The sequence below is a fragment of the Mesorhizobium sp. WSM3860 genome, assembly GCF_002294995.1.
Lineage (GTDB): Bacteria > Pseudomonadota > Alphaproteobacteria > Rhizobiales > Rhizobiaceae > Mesorhizobium.
Genome location: NZ_NSGF01000002.1, coordinates 160,210 through 185,131, shown reverse-complemented (window position 1 = coordinate 185,131; position 24,922 = coordinate 160,210). Strand labels below are relative to the sequence as shown.

Genomic DNA, 24,922 nt, shown 5'->3' with positions numbered 1-24,922 from the left:
AAATCCAGGAAAAGTGTGAGCGGTTTAGGCATCAAAGCTAAGCCGTGAAGCGCGGCGCTTGGATTCGTCTCGACGCGACGCGCTTGGCAAAATCACCAGATCCACTCGCCCCTGCCGAGCGCGGAGACCGCCTCGACGATGCGGGTGAAGCTGGCGCGGGCACGACCGACCGTGTGCCGGGCTCTCAAATAGCTGTGCACCAGCCCCTGTTCTTCGAACCAGTAGGCATACCCGCCGGCCGCGACGACGCGGTCGCGATAGGCCTCGCCGTCTGAGGACAGCGGGTCGCATTGGGCTGTGATCAGCACGGTCGGCGGCAGATAAGCGAAATCGGCGTCAGCGAGCGGCGACAGCGTGATGTCGCCGGTCCGGTCCACGCCGCCGGTGCGAATGTTCAGGTAGAATTCGATATCGCGCACGGTCAGCATCGGCGCGTCGGCATGCGCCACATAGGAGCCACGCGAGCGATCGCCCCCGAGGCTGGGATAGATCAGCACCTGGCCGGCCGGCTTCTTGACGTGACCGCGCGTTGCATGGGCAACGGCCGCGCAGAGGTTTCCGCCGGCGCTGTCGCCGCAAAGCAGGATGGGGCAATCATAAGTCCCGGCGGCCCATTCAAAGGCGCTTAACACGTCGTCGAAGGCGGCCGGATGCAGATGTTCCGGCGCCAGCCGGTAATCGACCGAGACCACCTCGTAGCCGGTGCGGGCGCAGAGCTCGGCGCAGACATCGTCATGGCTGTCCAGCCCGCCGAGGATGAATCCGCCGCCATGAACATAGAGCACCATGGCGTCCTTGTTAGGCGCCGTGTTGCGGTAAACGCGGATCGGGATGCTGTCGGCCGGCGTGGCGATGGCGGTCGTTTCGGCCGTCACGCCTTGCGGATAGCCGGCGAAGAACTCGCGGCACATCCGGTCGTAGATCGCACGCTGCTCTGCGATTGTGTAGTCGATCGTGTCGGGCGGATAATAGGAATTGGTCTTCTCGATGAAGGCCCAGGTCTCGGCGTCGATCAACTTTCGGTAGTCGGTCATGGGATGAGATCGACCTTCGACGCATGCGCCCAGCCACCCCCCTCTGGCCTGCCGGACATCTCCCCCGCAACGGGGGAGGTTGGCAGCTTGGGCGCCGGCGATCCACCTGCGGCGCTGGCAATTGGCGAAAGCGACCGTGACATCCGATCTCCCCCCTTGCGGGGGAGATGCCCGGCAGGCCAGAGCGTGGTGTAACGGAACGCCATCATCTGCGGGCCTATCTGCCCTTCCACACCGGATCGCGCTTCTCCGCAAAGGCGCGGAAGCCTTCCATATTGTCTTCCGAGCCGTAGAGGATATCGACCGTCGGCAGTTGCCTGCGCGTCACTTTGTTCATGGCATCCTGGAAGGTCAGCGCCTCGGCCACGCGCGCCGTCTCCTTGATCGCGGCGAAGACCAGCGGCGGGCCGCTGGCCAAAAGCCGCGCGATTTCCCAGACGCGGTCCTCGAGCTGCTCCTTGGGCAGCACCTCGTTGACCAGGCCCCAGCGATGCGCTTCCGCCACATCCATCCAGCGGCCGGTGAGGAGAAGGTCCATGGCGATATGGTACGGAATGCGCTTCGGCAGCTTGATCGTCGCGGCGTCCGCCAGCGTGCCGGCGCGGATTTCGGGCAGCGCGAAGGAGGAATGGTCCGAGGCGTAGATCAGGTCGCAGGACAGCGCCAACTCGAAGCCGCCGCCCACCGCCATGCCATTGACGCAGGCGATCACCGGCTTGTTCAAGTCGCGCAATTCCTGCAGCCCGGCAAAGCCGCCGACGCCGTAGTCGCCGTCGACCGCGTCGCCGGCCGCCGCCGCCTTCAGGTCCCAGCCGGCGCAGAAGAACTTGTCGCCGGCCGTCTTGACGATGGCGACGCGCAAGCCGGGATCGTCGCGGAACGCCTTGAACGTCTCGCCCATCAGCCGTGAGGTCTTGAGGTCGATGGCATTGGCCTTCGGCCGGTCGAGCGTGACTTCCAGGATGGTGCCTTCGCGGCGGGTGGTGATGACGTCAGCCATTCTTCTTTTCTCCCAGCACCAGCAGCGCGTCGGCGATCCATGCGCCCTTGCCTTCGGCGCAGACGATCAGCGGGTTGATGTCGAGCTCTTCGATTTCGCCTTCATTCTTCTGCACGAAGTCGGCAATGCCGGCGATCGCGTCGATGGCGGCCTGGACGTCGGCTTTCGGCCGGCCGCGATAGCCCTCCAGCAGTGGATAGAGCTTCAGGCCACGCAGCGCCGCCTCGATGTCGTCGCGCGTCGCCGGCAGCATCAGGGTCACGCTGTCGCGCAGCAACTCGACCAATACGCCGCCGGTGCCGAGCGTCATCACCGCGCCGAACATCGGGTCGCGAGTGAAGCCGACGATCAGTTCGGCCACGCCGTCGCGCACCATGCGTTCGGCATAAAGCCCGGTGCCGAGCGGCAGGAGGTCATGCGCGGCATTGCTGACGGATTCGGCGTCCTTGAGGTTCAGCCGCACCGCACCGACCTCCGACTTGTGCGTCACGCCCAGCGTCTTCAGCGCCACCGGAAAGCCGAGCGCCATGGACGCAATCACCGCCTCGACCGCGTTCGAGGCGCGCTCGCCCTTCGGCACCGGCAGCCCGGCCTCGATCAGACGCGCTTTGGCCTCGGCTTCGTCCGGCGTGATGTGGTCGCCGTCGGAAGCGCCCGCCGCCGTGGTGTCGACCGGCTGCGCCTGCGGCTCGCGCCAGGCCCAGCCTATGAAGGCGGCGGCCTGGGCGGCGTCCATCGCTTCCGAAATGCCGAACAAGGGCACCATGCCGCGCGCCATCAGCCCGGCGGTATATTCCTCCGGCAGGTTTTCCGGCAGCGAGGAGACGATCGCGCCCTGCGCCCTGTTGGTCTTCAGCGCCGCCTCGAAGGCGCGCAGCGTCGCCCACCAGTCGGTGTCCGAGCAGCGGTCGGGGCGCGGAAAGTCGAGCACCAGCATGTTGAGGTCGAAGCCGCCCGACACCATGGCAGTGAAGGTGGCCGTCATCGCCGGCTCGTTGTTCCAGATGAAGGTGTGGTAGTCGAGCGGATTGGCGACCGCGACCAGCGGCCCGAGCGTCGATTTGACATGCGCGCGGTGCTCGGCGCTCAGCGTCGGGAAATGCACCCAGCGTCCTTCCGCGCTGTCGGCCATCACGGAGGCTTCGCCGCCCGAACAGCTCATCGACGACAGTCTGTAGCCGGGCAGCGGCCCGGTGATGTGCAAGAGCTTCAGCGCCTCGATAAAGGCCGGAATCGAATCGACGCGCGCGATGCCCAGACGCTTCAGGAACGCGCCCGAGGCGGCATCCGAACCGGCGAGCGACGCGGTATGCGAAACCGTCGCCTGCCGCGCCTGTTCCGAGCGGCCTACCTTCATGGCGATGATCGGCTTCTTCAGCTCGCGGGCTCTCGCCGCCAATCGCTCGAAGCCGGCCACGGAATCGAAGGCCTCGATATGCAGGCCAAGCGACGTGACGCGCTCGTCCTCGATCAGGCCGAGCGCCATTTCGGAAAGGCCGGTCTGCGCCTGGTTGCCGGCCGTCATCAGGAAAGCGATCGGCAGGCCGCGCTTCTGCATCGTCATGTTGATGGCGATGTTGGACGACTGAGTGATAATGGCGACGCCCTTGCCGCCCCCGGCCAGCCTGATCCCGCCATGCTGATCGGGCCACAAAAGCGCGCCGTCGGCATAGTTGATCAGGCCATAGCAGTTCGGGCCGATGATCGGCATCTCACCCGCGGCGGCGACCAGCTCGGCCTGCAGCCGCTCGCCGTCCTCGTCATAGGCCTCGGTTTCGAGGAACCCGGCGGCAAAGCAGACGGCGCCGCCGGCGCCGCGCTCGGCCAATGCCTTGACCACTTCGATGGTGAGATGCCGGTTGACGCCGACAAAGGAGGCGTCCGGCGCGCCGGGCAGGTCGGCGACGGAACGGTAGGCCTTGCGGCCGGCGACCTCGTCCTTGGTCGGGTGCACCGGCCAGATTTCGCCGGCAAAGCCCATCTTGATTGATTGCGCGACGACGGCGGCGGCCTGTGCCCCGCCGAACACGGCGATCGATTTCGGGCGCAGGAGACGTTCGAGTTTATGCATGGTCATCTTTTCATTTGAGCACGATCTTTGCCAAAACCGGATCCCGGTTTTGGCGCATCATGCTCTAAGCCCCGAACGGGCGCAGCAATGCCCGCGAAATAATATGTCGCTGAATCTCCGAAGTCCCTTCCCAGATGCGCTCGACGCGCGCGTCGCGCCAGATGCGCTCCAGCGGCAGGTCGTCCATCAGCCCCATGCCGCCATGGATCTGGATCGCCTCGTCGGCGACGAAAGCCAGCATCTCGGTAGCCTTCAGCTTGGCCATCGCCATGTCCTGATCGGTGACGGTGCCTTGATCGTACTTCCAGCCGGCTTCGAACACCATTAGGTCGGCGGCCTTCAATTCCGTCGCCATATCGGCGAGCTTGAAGGACACGCCCTGGAACTTGCCGATCTGTTGGCCGAACTGCTGGCGCTGCGCGGCATATTCGATGGCATGCGAAAGCGCGCGCTCTGCGCGGCCAAGGCAGGTGGCGCCGACCTGCAGGCGTGTGGCGCCGAGCCACGAATTCGCCACCTCGAAGCCCTTGTGCACTTCGCCGAGCACCTGCGAAGCCGGCAGCCGGCAATCGTCGAATTCGAGGATCGAGTTGGTGTAGCCGCGATGCGAGACGTTGCGGTAGCCGTCGCGCACCGTGAAACCCTTGGTGCCCTTGTCGACGAAGAAGGCGGTGATCTTCTTGCGCTTGCCGCGCGGCGAATCCTCTTCGCCCGACGCCATGAATACGATGGCAAAGTCGGCGATGTCGGCATGGCTGATGAAATGCTTGGTGCCGTTGAGCACCCAGTCCGAGCCGTCCTGGACCGCGGTCGCCTTCATGCCGCGCAGGTCGGAGCCGGCGCCGGGCTCGGTCATCGCGAGGCAGTCCCACTTCTCGCCGCGGATGCAAGGGAAGAGATATTTTTCACGCTGCTCCGGCGTGCCGGCGAGCAGGATGTTCGAGGGACGCGCCACGCAGGTCCAGTGCAGCGCGTAATTGGCGCGGCCAAGCTCCTTCTCGTAGAGCAGCCAGCTCACCGTATCGAGGCCCGCGCCGCCGACATCGGCCGGCATGTTGGCGGCGTAGAGCCCGGCCGCGATCGCCTTTGCCTTCAATTCGTCGATCAGCTCGCGGCGCAGCACGCCGGTGCGTTCCACCTCGCGCTCATGCGGGTAAAGCTCGTTTTCGACGAATGCACGCGTCGTCTCGACGATCAGTTTTTGTTCTTCCGAAAGACCGAAATGCATCGCCTCAGCCCTTCTTCTTGCTTGTTTTCGCCTTGTCAGCCTTTGCGGGCTTCTCGGCCTTTGCCGGCTTCTTCGCCGGCTTGGCGGCTTTTCCTTTGTCGCCTGCCTTGGCGGCTGGCTTCGCCGCCAGCTTGGCGAGCTGCCTGGTATAGTCCTTGTGAAGCGCGCCGGCGCCCCAGCCCTTGCCTTTGTTCTGCTTCGACAATGCTTCCATGATGGCGACCAGATTGTCGTCGCGGATCTTTTCCAGCTCGCGGATCGACAGGCCGTTTGCCTGCTCGTCCGACTGCGTGGCGATCAGGTCGACCAACTCGTCGTTGAACTCCGGCACGTCCATCAGCTTTGTCCACGGCCATTTCAGGCAAGGTCCGAACTGCGCCATGAAGTGGCGCATGCCGGCTTCGCCGCCGGCGACGCGGTAGACCTGGAACATGCCCATTTGAGCCCAGCGCAGGCCGAAGGAATAGCGCATGATGTCGTCGAGTTCCTCGACGGTGCAGATGCCGTCCTTGACCAGCCACAGCGCCTCGCGCCACGCGGCCTCCAAGAGGCGATCGCCGACGAAGGCTTCGATCTCCTTACGCACCACCACCGGCTTCATGCCGATCGAGGCGTAGATCTCCTTGGCGACCTCGATCGCCTCGGGGAAAGTCTGCTGGCCGCCGACGATCTCGACCAGAGGGAGCAGATAGACCGGGTTGAACGGGTGCCCGACGACCAGCCGCTCCGGGTGCTTCTTCATCGCCACCTGCATGTCGGTCGGCTTGATGCCGGAGGTCGAGGAGCCGATTATGGCGTTGGCCGGCGCATGGGCGTCGATCTCGGCCAGCACTTTGTGCTTGAGGTCGAGCCGCTCCGGCACGCTCTCCTGGATGAAGTCGGCATCCGCCACTGCGTCGCCGATCGTCTTGGCGAAGGTGAGCTTGCCTTCCTTGGGCAGGCCGCCGGGCAGCATCTGTTTGTAGGCGCGGCGTGCGCCCTTCATCACCTCGCCGACTTTGCGCGACGCCTCCGGATCGGGATCGAAGATCGAAACATCGATGCCGTTCAAGAGCAGGCGCGCCACCCAGCCGGCGCCGATGACGCCGCCGCCGATGGCGGCCGCCTTGTTGATGATGCGCATGGTCAGGCTCCGGCTCTGGTCTTGGCTGTTTCGGGATCGGAAAGCGGCACGCGCTCGCCGGCGCGGATCACGGCCGGGTCGTAAGCTTTGCGCACGAAGACTTCGAGCACGAGGGGCCGGAAGAACTCGATCGGCAGCGTCTCGTAGTCGGGATCGAAGCTCGACTGGTCCCAGCGCTCGCAGAACTGGTCGCAGTCGTCGAAATAGAGATGGCCGGCGAAGCGGTCGCGGGCATGCCGGTTGCCGCCCAAATGATGCGCGTAATAGAGGCGCTGGAAGTCGCCGTGCTTTTCGACCACCCAGGTGCATTGCTCGCGCACGAACGGTTTCAGGATCGTGGCGGCATATTCGTCATGATTGTAGGGCGCGTAGATGTCGCCGATGTCGTGCAGCAGCGCAGAGACGATCCAGTCAGTGTCGGCGCCGTCGCGCCAGGCGCGGGTGGCGGCCTGCAGCGAATGGCCGAGCCGGGTGATCTTGTAGCCGGACAAGCCTTCGTCGAGCTGCACCAGGGCGGTAAGCAGCCGATCCCCGGCCTTGCCGGCATAGTCGATCTCGTGGGCGGTCAGGAATTCGTAGTCTTCCTTGTCGCCGTCCTTCATCGCGGTGAATTTGACGGTAGCCATCTCGACCTCCCGCTTTTCAACAATTGTTTGAGCATGATCTTTTCCGAAAACCGGTTCCCACTTTTCGGGATCATGCTCATGCCGCGATGGGCGCCCGCTTGGTGAGGTTGAGCTTCTTGCGTACTTCCTCCGGTCCGAGCACGCGCGCGCCGAGATTGGAGACGATGCTCACCGCGCGCTCGACGAGCTGCGCATTGGTCGCCAGCACGCCCTTGTCGAGCCACAGATTGTCTTCCAGGCCGACACGGACATTGCCGCCGGCCAGCACCGCGGCCGCGACATAGGCCATCTGATTGCGGCCGATCGAGAAGGCCGACCAGTTCCAGGTCGACGGCACGTTGTTGACCATCGCCATGAAGGTGTTGAGGTCGTCCGGCGCGCCCCAAGGCACACCCATGCAGAGCTGCACCAGCGCATCCGGCTTCAGCACCTGTTCCTCGACCAGCTGCTTGGCGAACCACAGATGCCCGGTATCGAAAGCCTCGATCTCGGGCTTCACGCCCAGGGCCGTCATCATGCCGCCCATGGCGCGCAGCATACCGGGCGTGTTGGTCATCACATAGTCGGCCTCGGCGAAGTTCATCGTGCCGCAATCCAGCGTGCAGATCTCCGGCAGGCACTGGCGCACATGCTCCATACGGTTGGTGGCGCCGCCCATGTCGGTGCCCTTCTCGTTGAGCGGCAGCGGCGCTTCCGGCGAGCCGAACACCATGTCGCCGCCCATGCCGGCGGTGAGATTCAGCACCACGTCCACATTGGCCTCGCGGATGCGTTCGGTCACCTCCCGATAGAGATGGACGTCGCGCCTGGGCTTGCCGGTCTCGGGGTCGCGCACATGGCAGTGGACGATCGCAGCACCCGCCTTGGCGGCCTCGATCGCCGAATCGGCGATCTGCTTGGGCGAGCGCGGCACGTTCGGGCTGCGGTCCTGCGTGCCGCCGGAACCGGTCACGGCACAGGTAATGAAAACCTCACGGTTCATCGCGAGCGGCATCGTCTTTCCTCCCAAATTCGATCGGCCATCGATGTCGACCAGAAAGCCGGAAACCGGCTTTGCTATGACGACCTGCGCCGAAGCTGGCCCAGCATGACCGACTTGCTGGAAACTGTTTTGCGTTTTACGAAGACGCCATGACTAAAAGCGAAAAGCCGACGATCTTTCGCGCCGAGCGGGAAACCCTCAAGGTGACGGTTCTGGTGTTCTCGGGCTCGTCGATCATGTGCGTGGCCTCGGCGGTCGACCCGCTGCGCGCCGCCAACCGCATCTCGGGCGAGACCTTGTTCGACTTCAAGCTGGTCTCGGTCACGGGCGAGGCGCCGGTGACGACCTGCGGCTTGCCGGTCGCCGTCAGCGGCCGCTTCGATGCCGCCGAGCCGACCGACATGCTGGTTGTCGTCGCCGGCTTCGGGACGCAGAACTATGCGACCTCGGCGTTGCTTGCCGGGTTGCGCCGCGCGGCGCGCGCGGCCCGCGCCTGCGGCGGCGTCGAGGCGGGCACCTGGCTGGTGGCGCGTGCCGGCCTGCTCGAAGGCCGCAGCGCCACCACGCATTGGGAAGACATGGAGGATTTTTCCGCCGCCTTTCCGGGCGTCGATGTGCGCCCCGACCGCTATGTGATCGACGGGCCGGTCTTCACCTCGGGCGGTGCCTCGCCCACCTTCGACCTGATGCTGCATCTGGTCCGCACCCGGCTCGGCATGGCGGCCGCGCTCGATGTGGCGAGCGTCTTCATCTACGATCAGACGCGCGCGGCGACCGACGCCCAGCCGCTCGTCTCGCTCGGCCGGCTCGACGGCTACGATCCGCGCCTGGCGCATGCGATCCGGCTGATGGAAGCGCATGTCGATGAGCCGCTGACCATCGATGCCGTGGCCAAGCGCGCCGGCGTCACGGCGCGAACACTCGAGAGCATCTTCCGCAAGTCGATCGGCGAGACGCCGGGCGCCTATTATCTGCGGCTGCGGCTCGGCGCCGCCCGCCGCCTGGTGGTCGACACGCGCATCGCCATGGCCGACATTGCCGGGCGTACGGGTTTTTCATCGGCCGCGGCGTTTTCCAGGGCGTTTTCCCGCGCGTTCGGCGAAGCGCCGGTCAGGCTGCGGCGCGGCTGAAGGATGTCGCCCAAAAGTGGCAGCGGTTTTGGGAAACGGCATACATCAAAACAATGGGTTCAAAGCGCGTCGCCGGAATCCGTTTCACTGCGGCGCGCTTTAAGGATCCAGTCGGTAGCGGCCGCAAGGTCGTCGACCAGCGCCGTGGGAGGCGGATCGAAGCGTGTTTCATCACCTGGGCGGTACTTGCCGGTCCGCACGAGCAGCCCCGTGCCAAGCCCGGCGCTGAGCGCGCCGGCGACGTCGCTCTCCGCATCGTCGCCGACCATGACCGCATCGGCTGCCGGGCAGTTCAAATCGCCAAGCGCCGCGAGGAAGAAATCCGGCGACGGCTTGCCGAGCACGACAGGGCTTCGGCCGCTGGCGAATTCGAGCGCCGCGACGAAGGCGCCGGCATCGAGGCTGAGCTCACCGTCGGCATCCTTGAAGCTGCGATTGGTGGCAAGAGCCAGAAAATCGGCTCCGGCAACCAGTTCGCGGAACGCTCGGTTTAGGCTGGCATAGTCGAAGGCCTCGCCGGCGTCGCCGACGACGACAGCGCGGCTCTTGCCGCCTTCCAGGCCGGTAAACTCTGCTTCGAGGTTGGGATGGACGAGCAGGTGAGGCTGGAGGTCATGCCCTCGCAGCCACTCGAGCGCGGCGCGCGCCGGCGTCAGCAATTCTTCATCCCTCACCTCGACGCCCATTGCGGCAAGCTGCGCGATGATTCGGTGGCGCGGCGAACGTGTCGTGTTGCTGACGAAGCGCAGCGGCAGCCTGGCCTTGCGCAAACGCTCGACCGCAGCCACAGCGCCTGCGATCGGGGTGTCGCCATCATAGACGACACCCGCGAGATCGAGCAGCACCGCGCGTATCATCGGTGCAGGATGGAGAAACAGTCTCCGTTCGTCAAACTACGGAAATGGCCCAAGGAAATCGGGCCGCAGATTCAGGCGGCGTCTCGGCCTTCGCGCACCATGCGCGAGCGCATGCTCTTGGCCAGCGCCGTTTCCAACCGCGCGGCGACCGCGCGATCCCATTCATTTGCTTCGCCGGCGCCATCCTTTGGATGCGGCAGCGCCATCAGCCGATCGATGATCGAACCAGCCTCGCCGGAAGAGAGCAGGGCGTCGATTTCGCGTTCGTGCTGCATACGTTTCGCCTCCTTCTTTCCTTCCCGCCGCATGTCGACAATATAGGCGATTCGTGACGGCTGTTTGAAGGCAAGAGCGCGGCGATTGAGGGGCAGTGCGGGGCAAAACCTTGTCGTGTAGGTTCGCCCCGCGTCGAATGCAATTTCAGCTCTGCGGCGCTCGATTCGGGCGACGCAGGAAAGCCTCAGACGTAGCGGTTGACGATGTTTTCGAGCAGCTCCTGCCGGCCGGAGCGCGGCTGCGGCTCGATCTTTTCAGTCACTACGCGTTCGGCGATCTCCTCCAGCGTACGCTTGCCGGAAAGCATCGCCTTGCCTTCGGCCGTGTTCCACCCGGCATAGCGTTCGTCGAGCGGGGCCGACAGCGCCTTGTCTCCGATCATCCTGGCCGCGGCCTTGAGGCCGCGCGCGCAGGCGTCCATGCCGCCGATATGGCCGATCAGCAGATCCTCCGGGTCGAGCGACTGGCGGCGCAGCTTGGCGTCGAAATTGGTGCCGCCGGTCTTGAAGCCGCCGCCCTGCAGGATCTGGTAATAGGCCAAAGCCATTTCCGGCACATTGTTGGGGAACTGGTCGGTGTCCCAGCCGGACTGATAGTCGTTGCGGTTCATGTCGATCGAACCGAAGATGCCGAGCGCGTTGGCCAAGGCCAGCTCGTGCTCGAAGGAATGGCCGGCAAGGATCGCATGGCCCTGCTCGATGTTGACCTTCACCTCCTTCTCCAGCCCGAAGCGCTTCAGGAAGCCGTAGACGGTGGCGACATCGTAGTCGTACTGGTGCTTGGTCGGCTCCTGCGGTTTCGGCTCGATCAGGATCGTGCCCTCGAAACCTATTTTGTGCTTGTAGTCCACGACGAGGTTGAGGAAGCGGCCGGCCTGCTCCTGCTCTCGCGCGAGGTCGGTGTTGAGCAGCGTCTCATAGCCTTCGCGCCCGCCCCACAGCACGTAGTTCTCGCCCTTCAGCTTCTTGGTCACGTCGATGCATTTCTTCACCGTCGCCACCGCATAGGCGAACACGTCCGGATCGGGATTGGTGGCCGCGCCCGCCATGAAGCGGCGATGCGAGAAAAGGTTCGCCGTGCCCCACAGCAGCTTGACGCCGGTCTGGTTCATCTTGGTCGAAAAATAATCGGCGATCTCGTCGAGGCGCGCCGCGCTTTCGGAGAAATCCTTGCCTTCCGGGCGAACGTCGGCGTCGTGGAAGCAGAAATAGGGCACGCCGAGCAACGAGAACATCTCGAAGGCGACGTCGGCCTTCAGTTTCGCCAGCTCCATCGTGTCGATGCCGCCGGGTTTTGCGAACCAGGGGCGGTCGAAGGTCTGGCCGCCGAATGGGTCGCCGCCCTGCCAGGCGAAGGAATGCCAATACGCGACGGCGAAGCGCAGATGGTCCTCCAGCCGCTTGCCACCCACCACCTCGTCCGGGTTGTAATATCGGTAGGCCAGCGAATTGGTCGAATCCGGCCCTTCATATTTGATGGTCTTGATGTCGCCGAAAAATCCGCTGCTCATGGTTTCCTTCCTCTCCAAGTGCTTTCGCCCGATTACCTCAGGCGTAATTGGTTTGGCTTTTCCGTGGGTCCAAAAGGGTCATGTCGAAACGATCCAATGAAGGATGAAGACCATGACCGACCTCAACACGATCGCCCGCAATTACATCACCGCCTGGAACGAGAGCGATGCGGCGCGCCGCAAGGCCCTGCTCGAGGCCGCCTTCACCAGCGACGTCAGCTATCGCGATCCGGTAATGCAAGGCGACGGCCACGGCGGCATCGCCGGGCTGATCGACGGCGTGCAGCAGCGCTTTGCCGGCTTCCGATTCTCGCTGAAGGGCGAGCCCGATGGTTTCGCCGACCGCATCCGCTTTTCGTGGAATCTGGGCCCCGAAGGCGCTGAATCCGTCATCGAAGGGACCGATATTTGCGTCATCGAGAACGGCCGCCTGAAGAGCGTCACCGGCTTCCTCGACAAGGTGCCGGCGCAGTGAGGTTTTGTTGCAAGGGTGGGTGCGAGGCACCCCCCTCTGGCCTGCCGGCCATCTCCCCCGCAAGGGGGGAGATCGGCTGTTATCTAGGATTTCGCCAATCTCCAACGCTGCAATAGTGAGCGAGACGCCCAAGCTGCCAATCTCCCCCCTTGCGGGGGAGATGCCCGGCAGGGCAGAGGGGGGTGCTGCGCGCCGGCTCACGCGGTTGCAGCCCTGATCGCCGGATAGAGCGCGCGGTGGCGCTGATAAGCGTCCGCGAAGGCCCCGCCCAGGCTGGCGTCCGGTTCGATCGTGGCATCGGTCGCCGGCGCGGTGCAGATGGCAAGCGGATCGGCCCCTGTCGCGGCGATCAGGCCAAGCCGCGCCGCGCCGAAGGCGGCGCCGAAATCGCCGTCGGCCGGAATGTCGACCGGCACCTGCAACGCCGTGGCGATCGCCTTCAGCCAGTAGCTCGAGCGCGAGCCGCCGCCGATCGCCGTCACCCTGGTCAGGGTCGTGCCGGCTGTCTTCAGCGCCTCCAGGCTGTCGCGGAAGGCAAACGCCACGCCTTCGAGCACGGCCTGGGTCAGCACGGCGCGACTCGATTGATGCGCGAGGCCGGTGAAGGAACCACGAATGGCCGAATCATTATGCGGCGTGCGCTCGCCGGAGAGATAAGGCAGGAAAGAGACGCCCGTCGGCGCCTTCAGCTTATCGCCGAGCTCGCCGGTCAGGTCGCCGGCGCCTTTGCCGGTGATCTCCGACAGCCAGTTGAGCGAATCGGTGGCCGACAGGATGACCCCCATCTGGTGCCAGGTGTTGGGCAGCGCATGGCAGAAGGTGTGCACCGCGCTTTCGGGATTGGGGAGGTAAGATGCATTCGCCGCAAACAGCACCCCCGAGGTGCCGAGCGAGACGAAGGCGTGGCCGGCGCCCACGGTGCCCATGCCGCAGGCCGACGCCGCATTGTCACCGGCGCCGCCCGCGACCGGAATGCCTGAAGCAATGCCCCATTTCGAGGCAAGCTCGCCGCGCAAGGCGCCGGCCTTGGCCGTGCCCTCAACCAGCAGCGGCATATGCTTCTCGTCGAGCGATGTCGCGGCAAGCAGTTCGGAGGACCAACGCCGCTTGCCGACATCGAGCCAGGATGTGCCGGCCGAGTCCGACATCTCCGAAATATGCTCGCCGGTCAGCCACAGCCGCAGAAAATCCTTGGGCAGCAGCACCTTGGCGACAGCGGCAAAAGCACTGGGCTCGTGCTCTTTCACCCAGACGAGCTTCGGCGCGGTGAAGCCCGGGAAGACGATGTTGCCGGTGAGCTTGCGGAAACGCGGGTCGGCGTCGAGCGCCGCCGCCTCGACATGGCTGCGGGTGTCGTTCCACAGGATGCACGGACGCAGCACCTTGTCCGAGGCGTCGAGCAGGGTCGCGCCATGCATCTGGCCGGAGAGGCCGATGCCCTTGACCGCGGCAAGTTCCTTCGGATGGGAAGTGTTGAGCTCGGCAATCGCTGTCTCGCACGCCTCGATCCAGTGCGCCGGATCCTGCTCGGACCAGCCGGGATGCGGCCGCGAGACGTCCAGCGAGCCGTGGCCGGAACCGACGACCTTCTGGCGATCATCGATCAGCAGCGCCTTGACGCCCGAGGTGCCCAGGTCGAGGCCGAGATACATGATTTCCTCCCATTGCCATTAATTTTTTCGGGTCTCGAAAAAATCTGGCTTGCCAGTTCTTATGCCAACATCCGCCTCGGGTCAATTCTCTGACAAATCGGCCCCGCGTCGCGAGAACAGCGCCGACAGCGGGCTGCCCGGCCGCGCCAGCTGGCGCTCGGCCGCCAGCACCCGCGCCAGCGGGCCGTCACCGGCACGGAGCGCGGCCTCGATCAGGGTGAGGTCGATCACGTCGCGCTGCGCATGGCTGCCGCCGAAGCGGTGCGCAATCGAGCGGATTGGCCGGATCAGGCGCACGACTTCTCCGTAGTTGCCCTCGCCGAACGCCTGGAGCGCCAGGGTCAGCGGATGGCCGACGTCGCGCGTGAAGGCGGCGTTGTCGTCATCGCAGCGCATCGCCTCGCGTTGCGCTTCGAGCAGGGTCTGCGCCGGCGCGTGCAGTCCGGCGCCGACAAAGGCCATCATCGCATGCGCATCGTTGAAGGCGTAATTGCCGGCGGCCGCCTTTGGCACCCAGTTCGCGGCAAGTGCCGCCCAGCGGTCGCCGACATCGACGCCGCGGAGATAAAGCCGCCACAGGATCGCCGAGGCGTCTACCATGTTGAGCGCCAGCGTCGAGCGGTCGCCGTAGATCGGCCCGTCATAGAGCTGGAGCACCTCGTTTGTCTCGCCGAGATCGTAGTGGAACAGCGCCAGATGCCACCAATTATGGATCTTGAGGAAGCTCTCCTTCGTCCACGCCTCCGGATTGGCGCGCATCCAGGCGATGCCCTCCCTTTGCCGGCTTTGCATTTCCATGACATGCGCGACCGCGTGCTGCGCCCAGCCGTCGCGCGGCTCGATCTCGATTGCCTGCCGGCCGAAGGCTTCGGCGCGCGCATAGTCGCCCATTTCCTCAAGCCCGAAGGCCTGCATGCCAAGGACGGCATGGTAGCCCGGCATGTCCGGTTGCCAGGCGGGCAGCGCCCGGCCGATGCGGTCGCGCAGCATCCGCGCATTGCCGGTGAAGAAATCGATCTGGTGGCCAACCTGCAGCGCTATCGCGTCGAGCGGATTGTCGATGGCGATGGCCTCGAGGACGCGGGCGGCGTCATGCCAGCGGCCGCTGGCAAGAGGCCGAGCGCCGCGACATGCGCCCGTTCGCGCGCGGTGCCGGCGAGCGGCAGCGCCACCGCGTGGCAGGTTCGCGCAACCGCCGTCCCCTCCCGCTCGGTGGCGAGGCCGAACAGATAGCCCTTGAACACATGCGCCATCACGAAGCTGGGCTCATCGGCGATCGCGCTATCGATGGAGCCGACCGGGTCGCCGATGAAGCACTGCAGCTCACGGACGGCTCTGGCGTAGGACGAAAGCCCGGCATCGGTCGCGCCCGAGTACGTCAGGCCGAATGCGTCCTTCAGCGCCATGCCGCGTCCTTGATGCCTCCTCGTCCGGTCGAACCGATGCGATCCTAGAACATCGACCGTCGGCTCGCCAACCGGCGAGGGCTTCGACTGTGTCGAACCGGACCTGGCCTCAATTCCCCGAACGCATCGCCACGGTGGCGATGCCCGCGCCGACAAGCAATGTCCCGCCGGTGCGGTTGAAGATACGGATCGCCCTTGGGTTGCGCACGATGGCGCGCGCCCGTGACGCAATCAGCGCATAGCCGAAGGCATTGCTGAAAGCGAGCGCCAGGAAGGTCGCTTCGAAGATCAGCATCTGCGTCCAGAAATCGGCATGCCGGTCGAGGAACTGCGGCAGGAAGGCCACGAAGAAGGTGATGCTCTTCGGGTTAAGCGCCGTGACCAGCCAGGCATGCGCCATCATCCTTGCCGCCGACACCGCGTCGGTGCGCGGTTCGGCCTTCAGCGCGCCGCCGGCGCGAAACAGTTTTATGCCGAGATAGATCAGATAGCCGGCGCCAATGACCTTCAGGATCATGAACACCGTGGCCGAGGCCGCCAGCAGCGCGCCGATGCCCAGCATCGACAGCGTCATAGCGGTGAAGTCGCCGAGCGCGACGCCGACCGCCATCGGCAGCGCGGTGCGCCAGCCCTGGCCGAGCGCATAGGAGACGACCAAGAGGATCGTCGGGCCGGGGATGACGAGAAGGATGGCGGAGGCGGCGGCAAAGGCAGCCCAGTTTTCGAAGGACATTTCCTACTCCTTGAGCGCAAAGAACAGGATAAATCCTGGGGTGTGCGAGATTGTAAAGAGGCGTTGGTGAAAATCTTCGGCGCCGGCCCGCTTGGCGCCTGGCCCAGAATAACGCCCTGTTAGGGTTAATCGGGCAAAGTCCTTTCACGCTTTTTCAACCATGACTGACGAAAATTGCCGCCATTCGGCCGGACCGTGCTTCCCGCCGACAGCGTAGGGTTTGGTGTATGCGCGAGTTGCCGCAAAGTCTGACGCCGCCTTCGAACGGCGAAACCGTCGAAACCGAAATTCCGCTCTCCCGCCGCGCCATGCTTTCCGGCATGGGCGCCGTGGCGCTGCTCGGCATGGCCGGCTGCAGCACCACCGACACGCTCGACCTGCCGCAGTTGCAGATTGACGACACCACCACCGGATCGGTGCCGATCCGCCCGGCGATCAGCGTCGACAAGAACGTCACCGGTCCCGACGTGATGTATGCTGCCTTGACCGACAACGGCTTCCAGGTCCCGGCGGTGCCTTACCAGAAGGTCAAGCCGGAGTTTCGCCGCCAGATCGTCGTCGACAAGACCGGCGAAGCGCCCGGCACCATCGTCGTGCATTTGCAGGAGCGCATGCTTTATCTCGTCCAGCCGGGCGGCGACGCCATCCGCTACGGCGTCGGCATCGGTAAGGACGGCTTCCGCTGGTCGGGCCGCGCCAACATCCAGTACGGCAAGGAATGGCCCATCTGGACGCCGCCGCCGGAGATGGTCAAGCGCAAGCCGGAACTGGTGAAATGGCAGGGCGGCCAGCCCGGTGGTTTGACCAATCCGCTCGGCGCCCGCGCGCTTTACATCTACCAGAACGGCAAGGATACCGGTTACCGCATCCACGGCTCACCCGAATGGTGGAGCATCGGGCAGGCGATGTCGTCGGGCTGCGTGCGGCTGATGAACCAAGACATCATCGACCTCTACAACAGGGTATCGAAGAAGAACCCGGTCGTCGTCGTCTGATCTTTTCGGCGGTTCGCGCGGCCGCCATTCTTTCGGGATCAGGCTCCCCGTTTCTCCCGTTGCGCGATGCCGCAAGACAGGCGAAGGTGCCCTGAAAAGCTTCGCCTCGGGAGAACGATCATGGCCGGAACCTTTGTCATCGCGCAGGGCGGCGGCCCGACCGCCGTCATCAATCAGACGGTCGTCGGCGCCACGCTGGAGATCCGCAAGCGGCATCCCGGCGCCAAGGTGCTGGGCTCGATCCATGGCGTGCGCGGCATCCGCGACGGCAACTATGTCGACCTCTCAGCCATCCCCGAAGACCGGCTGCAGCTGATCGCCGGCACGCCGAGCGCTGCCCTTGGCTCGACCCGCGACAAGCCTGACGCCGCCTATTGCGAGGTCATCCTCAACGGTTTGAAGAAGGCCGGCGCCGATGCCTTCATCTATATCGGCGGCAACGACACCTCGGGCACGCAGCAGATCCTGACCGACGCCGCTGGCGGCACCATCGCCTTCGTGCATGCGCCGAAGACCATCGACAACGACCTCGAGGAGAACGACCACACGCCGGGCTTCATCTCGGCGGCCGAGTTCGTCGCCGGCGCTTTCCTGTCGGTCGATTTGGATTTCCGCGCGCTGCCCGGCATCTATGTCGGCATCGTCATGGGCCGGCACGCCGGCTTCCTGACCGCCGCGGCCGCAGCCTGGCAGCTCGATCCGGATAGCGGTCCGCATCTCGTCTATGTGCCGGAGCGCGCCTTCTCCGCCGAGCGTTTCATCGATGATGTCCGCAAGACGATCGACCGCCACAAGCGCTGCATCGTCGCCGTTTCGGAGGGCGTCAGCACCGCCGACGGCAAGGCGCTGGTCGAGAGCCTGGTGCCGCCGGAAAAGCTCGAGCGCGACCAGCACGGCAATGTCAAGCTGTCGGGCAGCGACCTGCCGGCGGCGCTTGAACGCGCTCTGGCGGAAGGCCTGCCGGGCAAGCGGGCGCGCGTCGATGCCCTGGGCTACATGCCGCGCGGCTATGTCGGCGCGATCAGCCCCGTGGACGCCAAGGAAGCCTTCGAAGCCGGCGCGTTCGCGGTCGCCGTTGCCGAGGAGGGTGGCGGCTCGGTGGCGCTGCAATATGACGGCACTAAGACCGTGCTGAAGAAGGTGCCGCTCGAGGCGGTCGCCGGCAAGACCCGCCACATGCCGGACAATTTCATGAAGCCGGACGTCAATCAGTTGTCGGAAGCCGGCATGGCCTATCTGAAGCGGCTGGTGCCGGAAAAATACAAGGTCGGAAAGCCGTTCGTCTGATGGGCGATCTGGTGGTGGGCAACTGGTTCGGCAAATCCATTGTCGATGCCAGAACGACGATGCTGACCGAGCCTTTCGTGCATGATTTCGTGCGCGCCAACATCTGGCATCTCAAGGGCCGCGACGCCGACCTGCTGGTCGATACCGGCATGGGCATCTGCCCGCTGGCGCCCGAGATCGACACCCCGGCCGGCAAGCCGCTGATCGTCGTCGCCACCCACATTCATCTCGACCATGTCGGCTCGCTGCACGAATTTCCGCTCAGGATGGGGCCGAAGGTCAGCGCGGGGGAGTTCGATGGCATGGATGATGCCGTCACCTACGCCAACATGTTCCACAATCTCGATGATGCGGTATCCAAATTGCCGGCGCCGGGCTGGAAGGCGGCTGACTATCGCATCCCTTCCGCACCGTTGACGCGAATGCTCGACGAGGGCGACATCGTCGACCTCGGCGACCGGAAATTCCGCGTGCTTCACCTGCCCGGACATTCGCCGGATTCGATCGCGCTGTTCGATGAAGCCGACGGCCTGTTCTTCGCCGGCGACGCCATCTATGACGGCATGCTGATCGACGACCTGCCGGATTCCGACCGCGCCGCCTATTGCCGCACCATGCAGCGGCTGCTCGAGCTGCCGATACGCATCGGCCATGGCGGCCATGGCCCGAGTTTCGGCCGCGCGAGGATGGGAGAGATCGCGTCTTCTTACCTACGCCGCCGAGAGCGCTTCGTGAGCGCTCTCTGAATTAAATCTTTGTAAGGTCGCGCCAAAACCCTAATTCGGACCATTCCACGCCCTAAATGCGTGGCTGTCGATCCGGCCGGCTGCCATGCATGGCGAGACGGGCAATCCCGGCCGTCGACACGCCGACGGGCGCGTCCTTAGAGAGCCGTCCGCGGCGCCGGATCAACTCTCGCCCGGACAGAAACGACCATGTCACCATTTAGCATTCTTCGCAGACATCGCGTCGCGGCCCTGCTGGGCGCTGCGCTGATCATCTCTCCCGTCGTTGTTTCGTTTGCGCAAAACGCCGGCAATGCCGGCCTGAGCAACGTGGTCGCGACGACACAGACGCCGGTCGCCGGCATTACCGCCCCGAACGGCTCGTTCGCGCCGGTGGTCGCCACCACCAAGCCGGCAGTCGTGACCGTGACGACCGTGATGAAGGAGCAGCCCGGCGCGACGGACGACAGCTCGCCTTTCGACGGCAATTCCCCCTTCGACCAGTATTTCCAGCAGTTTTTTGGCGACCAAGGCATCCCGATGCCCAAGACGCCGCCGCAGCAGGCGCCGCGGCAGGAGGCTTTGGGCTCCGGCTTCATCGTCAATTCCGATGGCACCATCGTCACCAACAACCATGTCATCGACGGCGCGACCTCGATCAAGGTGACGCTCGACGACGGCACCGAGCTTCCCGCCAAGCTCGTCGGCCATGATGCAAAGAACGATCTGGCGGTGCTCAGGGTCAAGGCGAGCAAGCCGCTGCCGACCGTCGCATGGGGCGATTCCGACAAGCTGATGACCGGCGACCAGGTGCTGGCGATCGGCAATCCGTTCGGCATCGGCACCACGGTCACCGCCGGCATCGTCTCGGCGCGCGGCCGCGACCTGCACAGCGGGCCGTTCGACGATTTCATCCAGATCGACGCGCCGATCAACCACGGCAATTCCGGCGGCCCGCTTGTCGACGTGAAGGGCGATGTGGTCGGCATCAACACGGCGATCTATTCGCCCAATGGCGGCAGCGTCGGCGTCGGCTTCGCCATTCCTTCGGACCAGGCGCAAAAAGTGGTCGCCAAGCTGATGAAGGGCGGCGACATCGAATACGGCTACCTTGGCGTGCAGATCCAGCCGGTCACGCAGGACGTCGCGAGCGCCATCGGCCTCGACCATCCGGGCGGCGCTCTGGTCGCGGCGGTCACCGACGGCTCGCCCGCGGCCAAGGCCGGCATCGAGACCGGCGATGTCATCACCGGCTTCGCCGGCCAGGAGATCAAGGACCCCAAGGATCTGTCGCGCGCCGTGGCCGACGTCTCACCCGGCAGCAAGGAAACGCTGAATGTCTGGCGCAACGGCAAGGCGATGCAGATCTCGGCCGATGTCGGCCGCAATGCCGAAGACCAGCAGACCGCGTCGAACGGCGAAGGCGGCAAGCCATCGGCCGAACAGGGCCTGCGCGTGCCCTCGCTCGGCCTTGGCCTGACGGACCTCACGCCCGACATCCGTGAGCAGCTCAACCTGGCCGATAACCAGCGCGGCGCCGTCGTCGAGCGCGTCAACCCGGACAAGGCGGCCTCCGCGGCGGGCATTGAACCCGGCGATGTCATCGTCGCCGTCGACCGCACGCCGGTGAAAAACGCGAGGCAAGCGAACCAAGCGATCGCCGAGGCCGGCAAATCCGGCAGGAAGTCGGTGCTGCTGCTGGTCGATCGCGGCGACGCGCAGATCTTCGTCGCCGTGCCTTTCGCCGCTGGCTGAGGAAATTTCCAAGGAGCCTGCCGGCCTCTCCGGCAGGCAAGCCTTGATCGATGCCGTCATTCCGGCAGGCCTGATTCGCACGGAACGCTACGGGGTGTGAGCGGGCGCGATTCCTCCTGACCGGAGAGAAGGCCGCTCAGACGAGGCTGCGCCCAGAGTTGCCGACGCCTTTGACCCGTGCCGGCAGCGCTCCGGAATCGACCTGGTGAGTCCAAAATGGTTCAGCGGTATCGAAAAGTGACTATTAGGAGATTCTAAAATCGAACCGAACAGTTCGTTTCTGTTGACGGTGCGTGCAGGACGGGGTGAACATCGGCGGTCGTATACACTTGGTGAGCCAAATGCGAAATGGGACAACTCATTCATTTTAAATGGAAAAACCGGTAGTATCCGCGATTGGTACAATTTCAAGATGTGGATTCATGGTCCAGCCGAAACAACTTCGTGATTGGAATCTGGTGGCCGGCTCACCCACATCGGGCCTGTCCGAACGACGCGATTTTCACTCCCAAGACACGCCGCTAGACGGACGCAAGAAAATACTGGAGTACCAAAAATGAAAAAGATTGTTCTCACTGCCGCCGCCCTTCTGGCCATTTCCGGCAGCGCCTTCGCTGGTAGCGACAACTACGGGTCCAACGGCGCCCATCAGCCGGCTGCGGCGGTGGACACTTCTCACACGGCCTCGACCCATAGGTCGGAAGCGGCCGCTCAGAAGCCTGTCACCCAGGGCGCAGACCGCAACCTCTTCGGCAACAACTAAAGAGCCGAACCTGGCCATGATCCATGAGGGGCCATGGCCGACAGGAGACAGACGGTGGATTCACCCGCCGCGTCCCAAGGCATGTCGCCCAAGTGTACCGCAGTTTTGGAAACGACATGCATCAGATTGAGAATTCAGGAGTATTGAAAATGAAGAAGATCGTTCTTGCCGCAACGGCCGTTCTGGCCCTCTCCGGCGCAGCTTTCGCAGGCAGCGACAACTACGGCTCGGCTGGCGCCAGCCAGCAGGCCCCTGCGGTCGACACGACCCGCACCTCGTCGGTCGGCTCCGACTCGCCGGTCTACAAGCTGCTGAACTCGTCGAATGGCGGGCACAAGTCGGCCCCGCAGGGCAGCGACCGCAATCTGTTCGGCCGCTAACAGCTGCAAGCAGTTGACGAAAAGAGCGGCGAGGGCAAACCTCGCCGCTCTTTCTTCAGCGGGACCCTCTCGTGCCTCGTGGCCGAAACGGCAGCACCGCGCGTCAGGCCGCCTTCGCCTCTTCACGACGCAGCGTGAAGGAGTGGCCCTCCGCGTCGAAGATGTGCAGGTCCCCGGCGCCGGCATTGAGCCGCAGCGTCTCGCCGCGCTTGACCTCGACATTTCCCGGCAGCTTGGCCACCAGCGGCAGATCGGCACGGCCAATGTCGACATAGACGAGCTGAACCTCGCCGAGCTGCTCGATATAATCGACCTTGCCTTCGAACAGGTAATCCGTCCCGGTCGCGATCGCCAGATCCTCGGGCCGCACGCCGAAGCTCACCGCCGCGCCGTTCGCGGAGGCGGGCGTTGCGATCGGCACCGTTGCCTTGCGATCGCCGACATGGCTGACCACGGTCGGGTTGCCGGCTTTCTCGATCCTCGCCGGCAATATGTTCATGGCCGGCGAGCCGATGAACTGGGCGACGAAGAGATTGCCCGGCCGCTTGTAGAGCTCCATCGGCGTGCCGACCTGCTCGACGACGCCTTCCTTCAGCACCACGATGCGGTCGGCCAGCGTCATCGCCTCGACCTGGTCGTGGGTGACGTAAATCATCGTCGTGTTCGGCATCGATTCCTTCAGCTTGGCGATCTCGATGCGGGTGGCGACGCGCAGCGCGGCGTCGAGGTTGGACAGCGGCTCGTCGAACAGGAACACCTTTGGATTGCGCACGATGGCGCGGCCGATGGCGACACGCTGGCGCTGGCCGCCCGACATCGCCTTGGGCAGCCGGTCGAGATATTTGGTGAGCTGCAGGATCTCGGCTGCCTGACGCACGCGCTTGTCGATCTCGGCCTTGCTTTCCTTGCCGATCTTCATCGAAAAGGCCATGTTGTCGTAGACGGTCATATGCGGATAGAGCGCGTAGGACTGGAACACCATGGCGATGCCCCGCTTCGAAGGCGGCACGTCGTTCACAACTTCGCCGTCGATCTGGAGCACGCCGGAGGTGATTTCCTCGAGACCGGCGATCGACCTCAGCAAGGTCGACTTGCCGCAGCCCGACGGCCCGACAAAGACGATGAACTCACCCGATTTGATATCGAGGTCGATGCCGTGGAGAATGTTGAGGTTGCCGTATGATTTCTTCACCTGGTTCAGCGTGACATCGGCCATGGTTTCCTCTCCCAGTGATTGTCTGTTCTAAACTCAGTCGATCCGCCCGAACCAGGCGCCATAGCCGCCAAGGCGGATGGGCCCGGTGCCACCTTGTCCCGAAAAGCCGTGTCCCGGCAAGGGCTGCAGCACGCCCTTGCCGAGATCGACTTCGGCCGGCTTGCTGCCGAGGTTGAAGACGCAGGCGATGCGCTCGTTGCCTTCGCTTCGCGCGAAGGCGACGGTGTCGCCATCGCTTTCGATAAAGTAGATGTCGCCCTTCCCCAGCGCCGGATGCTGACGACGGAAGGCGAGGAAGCGCCGGTAATGCTCGAGCAGCGAGCCCGGATCGCCCTGCTGCACATTCACGGCTTGCGCCAGATGCTTGCCCGGTACCGGCAGCCAGGGCTTGGCGGTCGAGAAGCCGCCATTCCTGGCCGCAGCATCCCACACCATCGGCGTGCGGCAGCCGTCGCGGCCCTTGAATTCCGGCCAGAAACGGATGCCGTAGGGGTCTTGCAGGTCCTCGAATTTGAGTTCTGCCTCGCCGAGGCCGAGCTCTTCGCCCTGATAGATGCAGACCGAGCCGCGCAGCGACATCAACAGCGCCGAGATCACCTTGAGATAGGCGATCGGATCGGCTTCGTTGGCGGCCCAGCGCGAGGCCACGCGCATCACATCATGATTGGAGAACGCCCAGCACGACCAGCCGTCGCTGGCGACCTTGCCGAAGGCCTCCAGCACCGCGCGCACCTTGGCGGCGCTGATCTTTTCCGGGGCCAGGAAGTCGAAGGAATAGCACATGTGAACGCGCTTGCCGTCGGCGGTGTAGGCGGCCACCACTTCCAGCCCGCGCTGCGAATCGCCGACCTCGCCGACTGCGGCCTGCGCCGGATATTCGTCGAGCAGCGCGCGGAAGCGCTCAAGGAAAACGAGATTCTCTGGGCGGCTCTTGTCGTAGATATGGTCCTGGTAATTATAAGGGTTCACGGCCGGCGCCGTCTGATCGTTGCGCTCTTCCGGCGGCAGCGGCGGGTTGTCCTCCAGTCCCAGGCTGTGGAAGTAGAAATTGATGGTGTCGAGCCGAAAGCCGTCGACGCCGCGCTCCAGCCAGAAGCGGGTGATGTTGAGCAGCGCGTCCTGGACCTCGGCGTTGTGGAAGTTGAGGTCGGGCTGCTCGGCCAGGAAATTGTGCATGTAATATTGCTGGCGGCTGGTGTCCCATTGCCAGGCCGAGCCGCCGAAGATCGACAGCCAATTGTTGGGCGGCGTGCCGTCGGGCTTGGCGTCCGCCCACACATACCAGTCTGCTTTCGGATTGGTCCGGCTGGAGCGGCTTTCCTTGAACCAGGGGTGGATGTCGGCGGTGTGCGACAGCACCTCGTCGATCATCACCTTGAGGCCGAGCCGATGGGCTTCCGCCACCAGCGCGTCGAAGTCGGCCAGCGTGCCGAACATCGGATCGACGTCGCAATAGTCCGACACGTCGTAGCCGAAATCCTTCATCGGCGATTTGAAGAAGGGCGAGATCCAGATGGCGTCGACGCCGAGCGAGGCGATGTAGGGCAGCCGCCGCACAATGCCTTGCAGGTCGCCGATGCCGTCGCCGTTCGAGTCCTGATAAGAGCGCGGATAGATCTGGTAGATCACCGCGCCCCGCCACCAGTCGCGGTCGACGGCGGGGTCCGGTCTCGAACTCGTCTTCAAAGCCGATTGCAT

22 protein-coding genes and 1 pseudogene are annotated in these 24,922 nt (G+C 64.6%); 8 read left to right on the top strand and 15 right to left on the bottom strand.

Going from position 1 to position 24,922, the window contains the following annotated elements; genetic code table 11:
* Nucleotides 1-92: 92 nt before the first annotated feature.
* From CK220_RS04790 to CK220_RS04755, 7 genes are all read right to left on the bottom strand, one after another.
* Nucleotides 93-1,034, bottom strand: a complete 942-nt coding sequence (locus CK220_RS04790) for an alpha/beta hydrolase (protein WP_095810437.1) — start codon at nt 1,032-1,034, stop codon at nt 93-95.
* 217 nt (nt 1,035-1,251) lie between these two features.
* A complete protein-coding gene (locus CK220_RS04780; protein ID WP_095810436.1) occupies nt 1,252-2,034 on the bottom strand; it encodes a carnitinyl-CoA dehydratase in 783 nt (260 codons plus the stop codon).
* The gene (locus CK220_RS04775; protein ID WP_095810725.1) at nt 2,027-4,105 is read right to left on the bottom strand and encodes an acetate--CoA ligase family protein; all 2,079 of its coding nucleotides are present in this window, start codon (nt 4,103-4,105) and stop codon (nt 2,027-2,029) included. Before CK220_RS04775 ends, CK220_RS04780 begins: the two co-directional genes overlap by 8 nt.
* Nucleotides 4,106-4,169: 64 nt before the next feature.
* Nucleotides 4,170-5,333: an acyl-CoA dehydrogenase gene (locus CK220_RS04770; RefSeq protein ID WP_095810435.1), complete on the bottom strand. Its 1,164-nt coding sequence runs from the start codon at nt 5,331-5,333 to the stop codon at nt 4,170-4,172.
* Between the two features lie 4 nt (nt 5,334-5,337).
* Nucleotides 5,338-6,456 (bottom strand): carnitine 3-dehydrogenase, encoded by a 1,119-nt coding sequence (locus tag CK220_RS04765; protein WP_095810434.1) that lies wholly within the window; start codon nt 6,454-6,456, stop codon nt 5,338-5,340.
* Nucleotides 6,457-6,458: 2 nt separating this feature from the next.
* The gene (locus CK220_RS04760) at nt 6,459-7,082 is read right to left on the bottom strand and encodes an HD domain-containing protein (protein WP_095810433.1); all 624 of its coding nucleotides are present in this window, start codon (nt 7,080-7,082) and stop codon (nt 6,459-6,461) included.
* A gap of 76 nt (nt 7,083-7,158) precedes the next feature.
* Nucleotides 7,159-8,076: a 3-keto-5-aminohexanoate cleavage protein gene (locus CK220_RS04755; RefSeq protein ID WP_066996067.1), complete on the bottom strand. Its 918-nt coding sequence runs from the start codon at nt 8,074-8,076 to the stop codon at nt 7,159-7,161.
* 137 nt (nt 8,077-8,213) lie between these two features.
* Between CK220_RS04755 and CK220_RS04750 the strand changes: the two genes are divergently transcribed.
* Nucleotides 8,214-9,194 carry a GlxA family transcriptional regulator gene (locus CK220_RS04750; RefSeq protein ID WP_095810432.1) on the top strand — a complete coding sequence of 327 codons (981 nt, stop codon included), beginning with the start codon at nt 8,214-8,216 and terminating at the stop codon, nt 9,192-9,194.
* Nucleotides 9,195-9,253: 59 nt separating this feature from the next.
* Here CK220_RS04750 and CK220_RS04745 read toward each other — a convergent pair whose 3' ends face one another.
* The 3 genes from CK220_RS04745 to xylA form a co-directional block, all read right to left on the bottom strand.
* Nucleotides 9,254-10,039: a TIGR01458 family HAD-type hydrolase gene (locus CK220_RS04745; protein WP_348629648.1), complete on the bottom strand. Its 786-nt coding sequence runs from the start codon at nt 10,037-10,039 to the stop codon at nt 9,254-9,256.
* A gap of 83 nt (nt 10,040-10,122) precedes the next feature.
* The gene (locus CK220_RS04740) at nt 10,123-10,326 is read right to left on the bottom strand and encodes a hypothetical protein (RefSeq protein WP_095810724.1); all 204 of its coding nucleotides are present in this window, start codon (nt 10,324-10,326) and stop codon (nt 10,123-10,125) included.
* Nucleotides 10,327-10,511: 185 nt separating this feature from the next.
* Nucleotides 10,512-11,837, bottom strand: a complete 1,326-nt coding sequence (xylA, locus tag CK220_RS04735) for a xylose isomerase (protein ID WP_095810430.1) — start codon at nt 11,835-11,837, stop codon at nt 10,512-10,514.
* A 112-nt stretch (nt 11,838-11,949) separates the two neighbouring features.
* Between xylA and CK220_RS04730 the strand changes: the two genes are divergently transcribed.
* A complete protein-coding gene (locus CK220_RS04730) occupies nt 11,950-12,312 on the top strand; it encodes a nuclear transport factor 2 family protein (protein WP_095810723.1) in 363 nt (120 codons plus the stop codon).
* A 197-nt stretch (nt 12,313-12,509) separates the two neighbouring features.
* Here CK220_RS04730 and xylB read toward each other — a convergent pair whose 3' ends face one another.
* The 3 genes and pseudogenes from xylB to CK220_RS04710 all read right to left on the bottom strand — a co-directional run bounded on the left by xylB (nt 12,510) and on the right by CK220_RS04710 (nt 16,103).
* Entirely contained in the window at nt 12,510-13,964 is a 1,455-nt protein-coding gene (xylB, locus tag CK220_RS04720) for a xylulokinase (RefSeq protein WP_095810429.1), read from the bottom strand.
* Nucleotides 13,965-14,045: 81 nt separating this feature from the next.
* Nucleotides 14,046-15,370: pseudogene (locus tag CK220_RS04715) on the bottom strand (tetratricopeptide repeat protein).
* Between the two features lie 109 nt (nt 15,371-15,479).
* Nucleotides 15,480-16,103: a LysE family translocator gene (locus tag CK220_RS04710; protein WP_095810428.1), complete on the bottom strand. Its 624-nt coding sequence runs from the start codon at nt 16,101-16,103 to the stop codon at nt 15,480-15,482.
* Between the two features lie 227 nt (nt 16,104-16,330).
* On the opposite strand from CK220_RS04710, the gene CK220_RS04705 reads away from it, so the two are divergent.
* The 6 genes from CK220_RS04705 (at nt 16,331) to CK220_RS04680 (ending at nt 22,008) form a co-directional block, all read left to right on the top strand.
* On the top strand, nt 16,331-17,098 hold the full coding sequence (locus tag CK220_RS04705) for a L,D-transpeptidase (protein WP_095810427.1): 768 nt from the start codon (nt 16,331-16,333) through the stop codon (nt 17,096-17,098).
* A 120-nt stretch (nt 17,099-17,218) separates the two neighbouring features.
* Nucleotides 17,219-18,385, top strand: a complete 1,167-nt coding sequence (locus CK220_RS04700; RefSeq protein WP_095810426.1) for a diphosphate--fructose-6-phosphate 1-phosphotransferase — start codon at nt 17,219-17,221, stop codon at nt 18,383-18,385.
* On the top strand, nt 18,385-19,131 hold the full coding sequence (locus tag CK220_RS04695) for an MBL fold metallo-hydrolase (protein WP_176478986.1): 747 nt from the start codon (nt 18,385-18,387) through the stop codon (nt 19,129-19,131). The genes CK220_RS04700 and CK220_RS04695 overlap by 1 nt, the downstream gene beginning before the upstream one ends.
* A gap of 189 nt (nt 19,132-19,320) precedes the next feature.
* On the top strand, nt 19,321-20,865 hold the full coding sequence (locus CK220_RS04690) for a DegQ family serine endoprotease (protein ID WP_095810425.1): 1,545 nt from the start codon (nt 19,321-19,323) through the stop codon (nt 20,863-20,865).
* Between the two features lie 556 nt (nt 20,866-21,421).
* Nucleotides 21,422-21,628 carry a DUF680 domain-containing protein gene (locus CK220_RS04685; RefSeq protein WP_095810424.1) on the top strand — a complete coding sequence of 69 codons (207 nt, stop codon included), beginning with the start codon at nt 21,422-21,424 and terminating at the stop codon, nt 21,626-21,628.
* Between the two features lie 149 nt (nt 21,629-21,777).
* On the top strand, nt 21,778-22,008 hold the full coding sequence (locus tag CK220_RS04680; protein ID WP_095810423.1) for a DUF680 domain-containing protein: 231 nt from the start codon (nt 21,778-21,780) through the stop codon (nt 22,006-22,008).
* Nucleotides 22,009-22,111: 103 nt separating this feature from the next.
* On the opposite strand, the gene ugpC is transcribed toward CK220_RS04680, so the two are convergent.
* Both ugpC and CK220_RS04670 read right to left on the bottom strand, forming a co-directional pair.
* The gene (gene ugpC, locus CK220_RS04675) at nt 22,112-23,224 is read right to left on the bottom strand and encodes a sn-glycerol-3-phosphate ABC transporter ATP-binding protein UgpC (RefSeq protein ID WP_095810422.1); all 1,113 of its coding nucleotides are present in this window, start codon (nt 23,222-23,224) and stop codon (nt 22,112-22,114) included.
* Between the two features lie 33 nt (nt 23,225-23,257).
* A complete protein-coding gene (locus CK220_RS04670; protein ID WP_095810421.1) occupies nt 23,258-24,922 on the bottom strand; it encodes an alpha-glucosidase in 1,665 nt (554 codons plus the stop codon).

What these genes read in the sequence shown, in the direction of transcription:
- CK220_RS04790 (WP_095810437.1), bottom strand. Translation starts at nt 1,034, where the DNA reads ATGACCGACTACCGAAAGTTGATCGACGCCGAGACCTGGGCCTTCATC.
- CK220_RS04780 (WP_095810436.1), bottom strand. Translation starts at nt 2,034, where the DNA reads ATGGCTGACGTCATCACCACCCGCCGCGAAGGCACCATCCTGGAAGTC.
- CK220_RS04775 (WP_095810725.1), bottom strand. Translation starts at nt 4,105, where the DNA reads ATGCATAAACTCGAACGTCTCCTGCGCCCGAAATCGATCGCCGTGTTC.
- CK220_RS04770 (WP_095810435.1), bottom strand. Translation starts at nt 5,333, where the DNA reads ATGCATTTCGGTCTTTCGGAAGAACAAAAACTGATCGTCGAGACGACG.
- CK220_RS04765 (WP_095810434.1), bottom strand. Translation starts at nt 6,456, where the DNA reads ATGCGCATCATCAACAAGGCGGCCGCCATCGGCGGCGGCGTCATCGGC.
- CK220_RS04760 (WP_095810433.1), bottom strand. Translation starts at nt 7,082, where the DNA reads ATGGCTACCGTCAAATTCACCGCGATGAAGGACGGCGACAAGGAAGAC.
- CK220_RS04755 (WP_066996067.1), bottom strand. Translation starts at nt 8,076, where the DNA reads ATGCCGCTCGCGATGAACCGTGAGGTTTTCATTACCTGTGCCGTGACC.
- CK220_RS04750 (WP_095810432.1), top strand. Translation starts at nt 8,214, where the DNA reads ATGACTAAAAGCGAAAAGCCGACGATCTTTCGCGCCGAGCGGGAAACC.
- CK220_RS04740 (WP_095810724.1), bottom strand. Translation starts at nt 10,326, where the DNA reads ATGCAGCACGAACGCGAAATCGACGCCCTGCTCTCTTCCGGCGAGGCT.
- xylA (WP_095810430.1), bottom strand. Translation starts at nt 11,837, where the DNA reads ATGAGCAGCGGATTTTTCGGCGACATCAAGACCATCAAATATGAAGGG.
- CK220_RS04730 (WP_095810723.1), top strand. Translation starts at nt 11,950, where the DNA reads ATGACCGACCTCAACACGATCGCCCGCAATTACATCACCGCCTGGAAC.
- xylB (WP_095810429.1), bottom strand. Translation starts at nt 13,964, where the DNA reads ATGTATCTCGGCCTCGACCTGGGCACCTCGGGCGTCAAGGCGCTGCTG.
- CK220_RS04710 (WP_095810428.1), bottom strand. Translation starts at nt 16,103, where the DNA reads ATGTCCTTCGAAAACTGGGCTGCCTTTGCCGCCGCCTCCGCCATCCTT.
- CK220_RS04705 (WP_095810427.1), top strand. Translation starts at nt 16,331, where the DNA reads ATGCGCGAGTTGCCGCAAAGTCTGACGCCGCCTTCGAACGGCGAAACC.
- CK220_RS04700 (WP_095810426.1), top strand. Translation starts at nt 17,219, where the DNA reads ATGGCCGGAACCTTTGTCATCGCGCAGGGCGGCGGCCCGACCGCCGTC.
- CK220_RS04695 (WP_176478986.1), top strand. Translation starts at nt 18,385, where the DNA reads ATGGGCGATCTGGTGGTGGGCAACTGGTTCGGCAAATCCATTGTCGAT.
- CK220_RS04690 (WP_095810425.1), top strand. Translation starts at nt 19,321, where the DNA reads ATGTCACCATTTAGCATTCTTCGCAGACATCGCGTCGCGGCCCTGCTG.
- CK220_RS04685 (WP_095810424.1), top strand. Translation starts at nt 21,422, where the DNA reads ATGAAAAAGATTGTTCTCACTGCCGCCGCCCTTCTGGCCATTTCCGGC.
- CK220_RS04680 (WP_095810423.1), top strand. Translation starts at nt 21,778, where the DNA reads ATGAAGAAGATCGTTCTTGCCGCAACGGCCGTTCTGGCCCTCTCCGGC.
- ugpC (WP_095810422.1), bottom strand. Translation starts at nt 23,224, where the DNA reads ATGGCCGATGTCACGCTGAACCAGGTGAAGAAATCATACGGCAACCTC.
- CK220_RS04670 (WP_095810421.1), bottom strand. Translation starts at nt 24,922, where the DNA reads ATGCAATCGGCTTTGAAGACGAGTTCGAGACCGGACCCCGCCGTCGAC.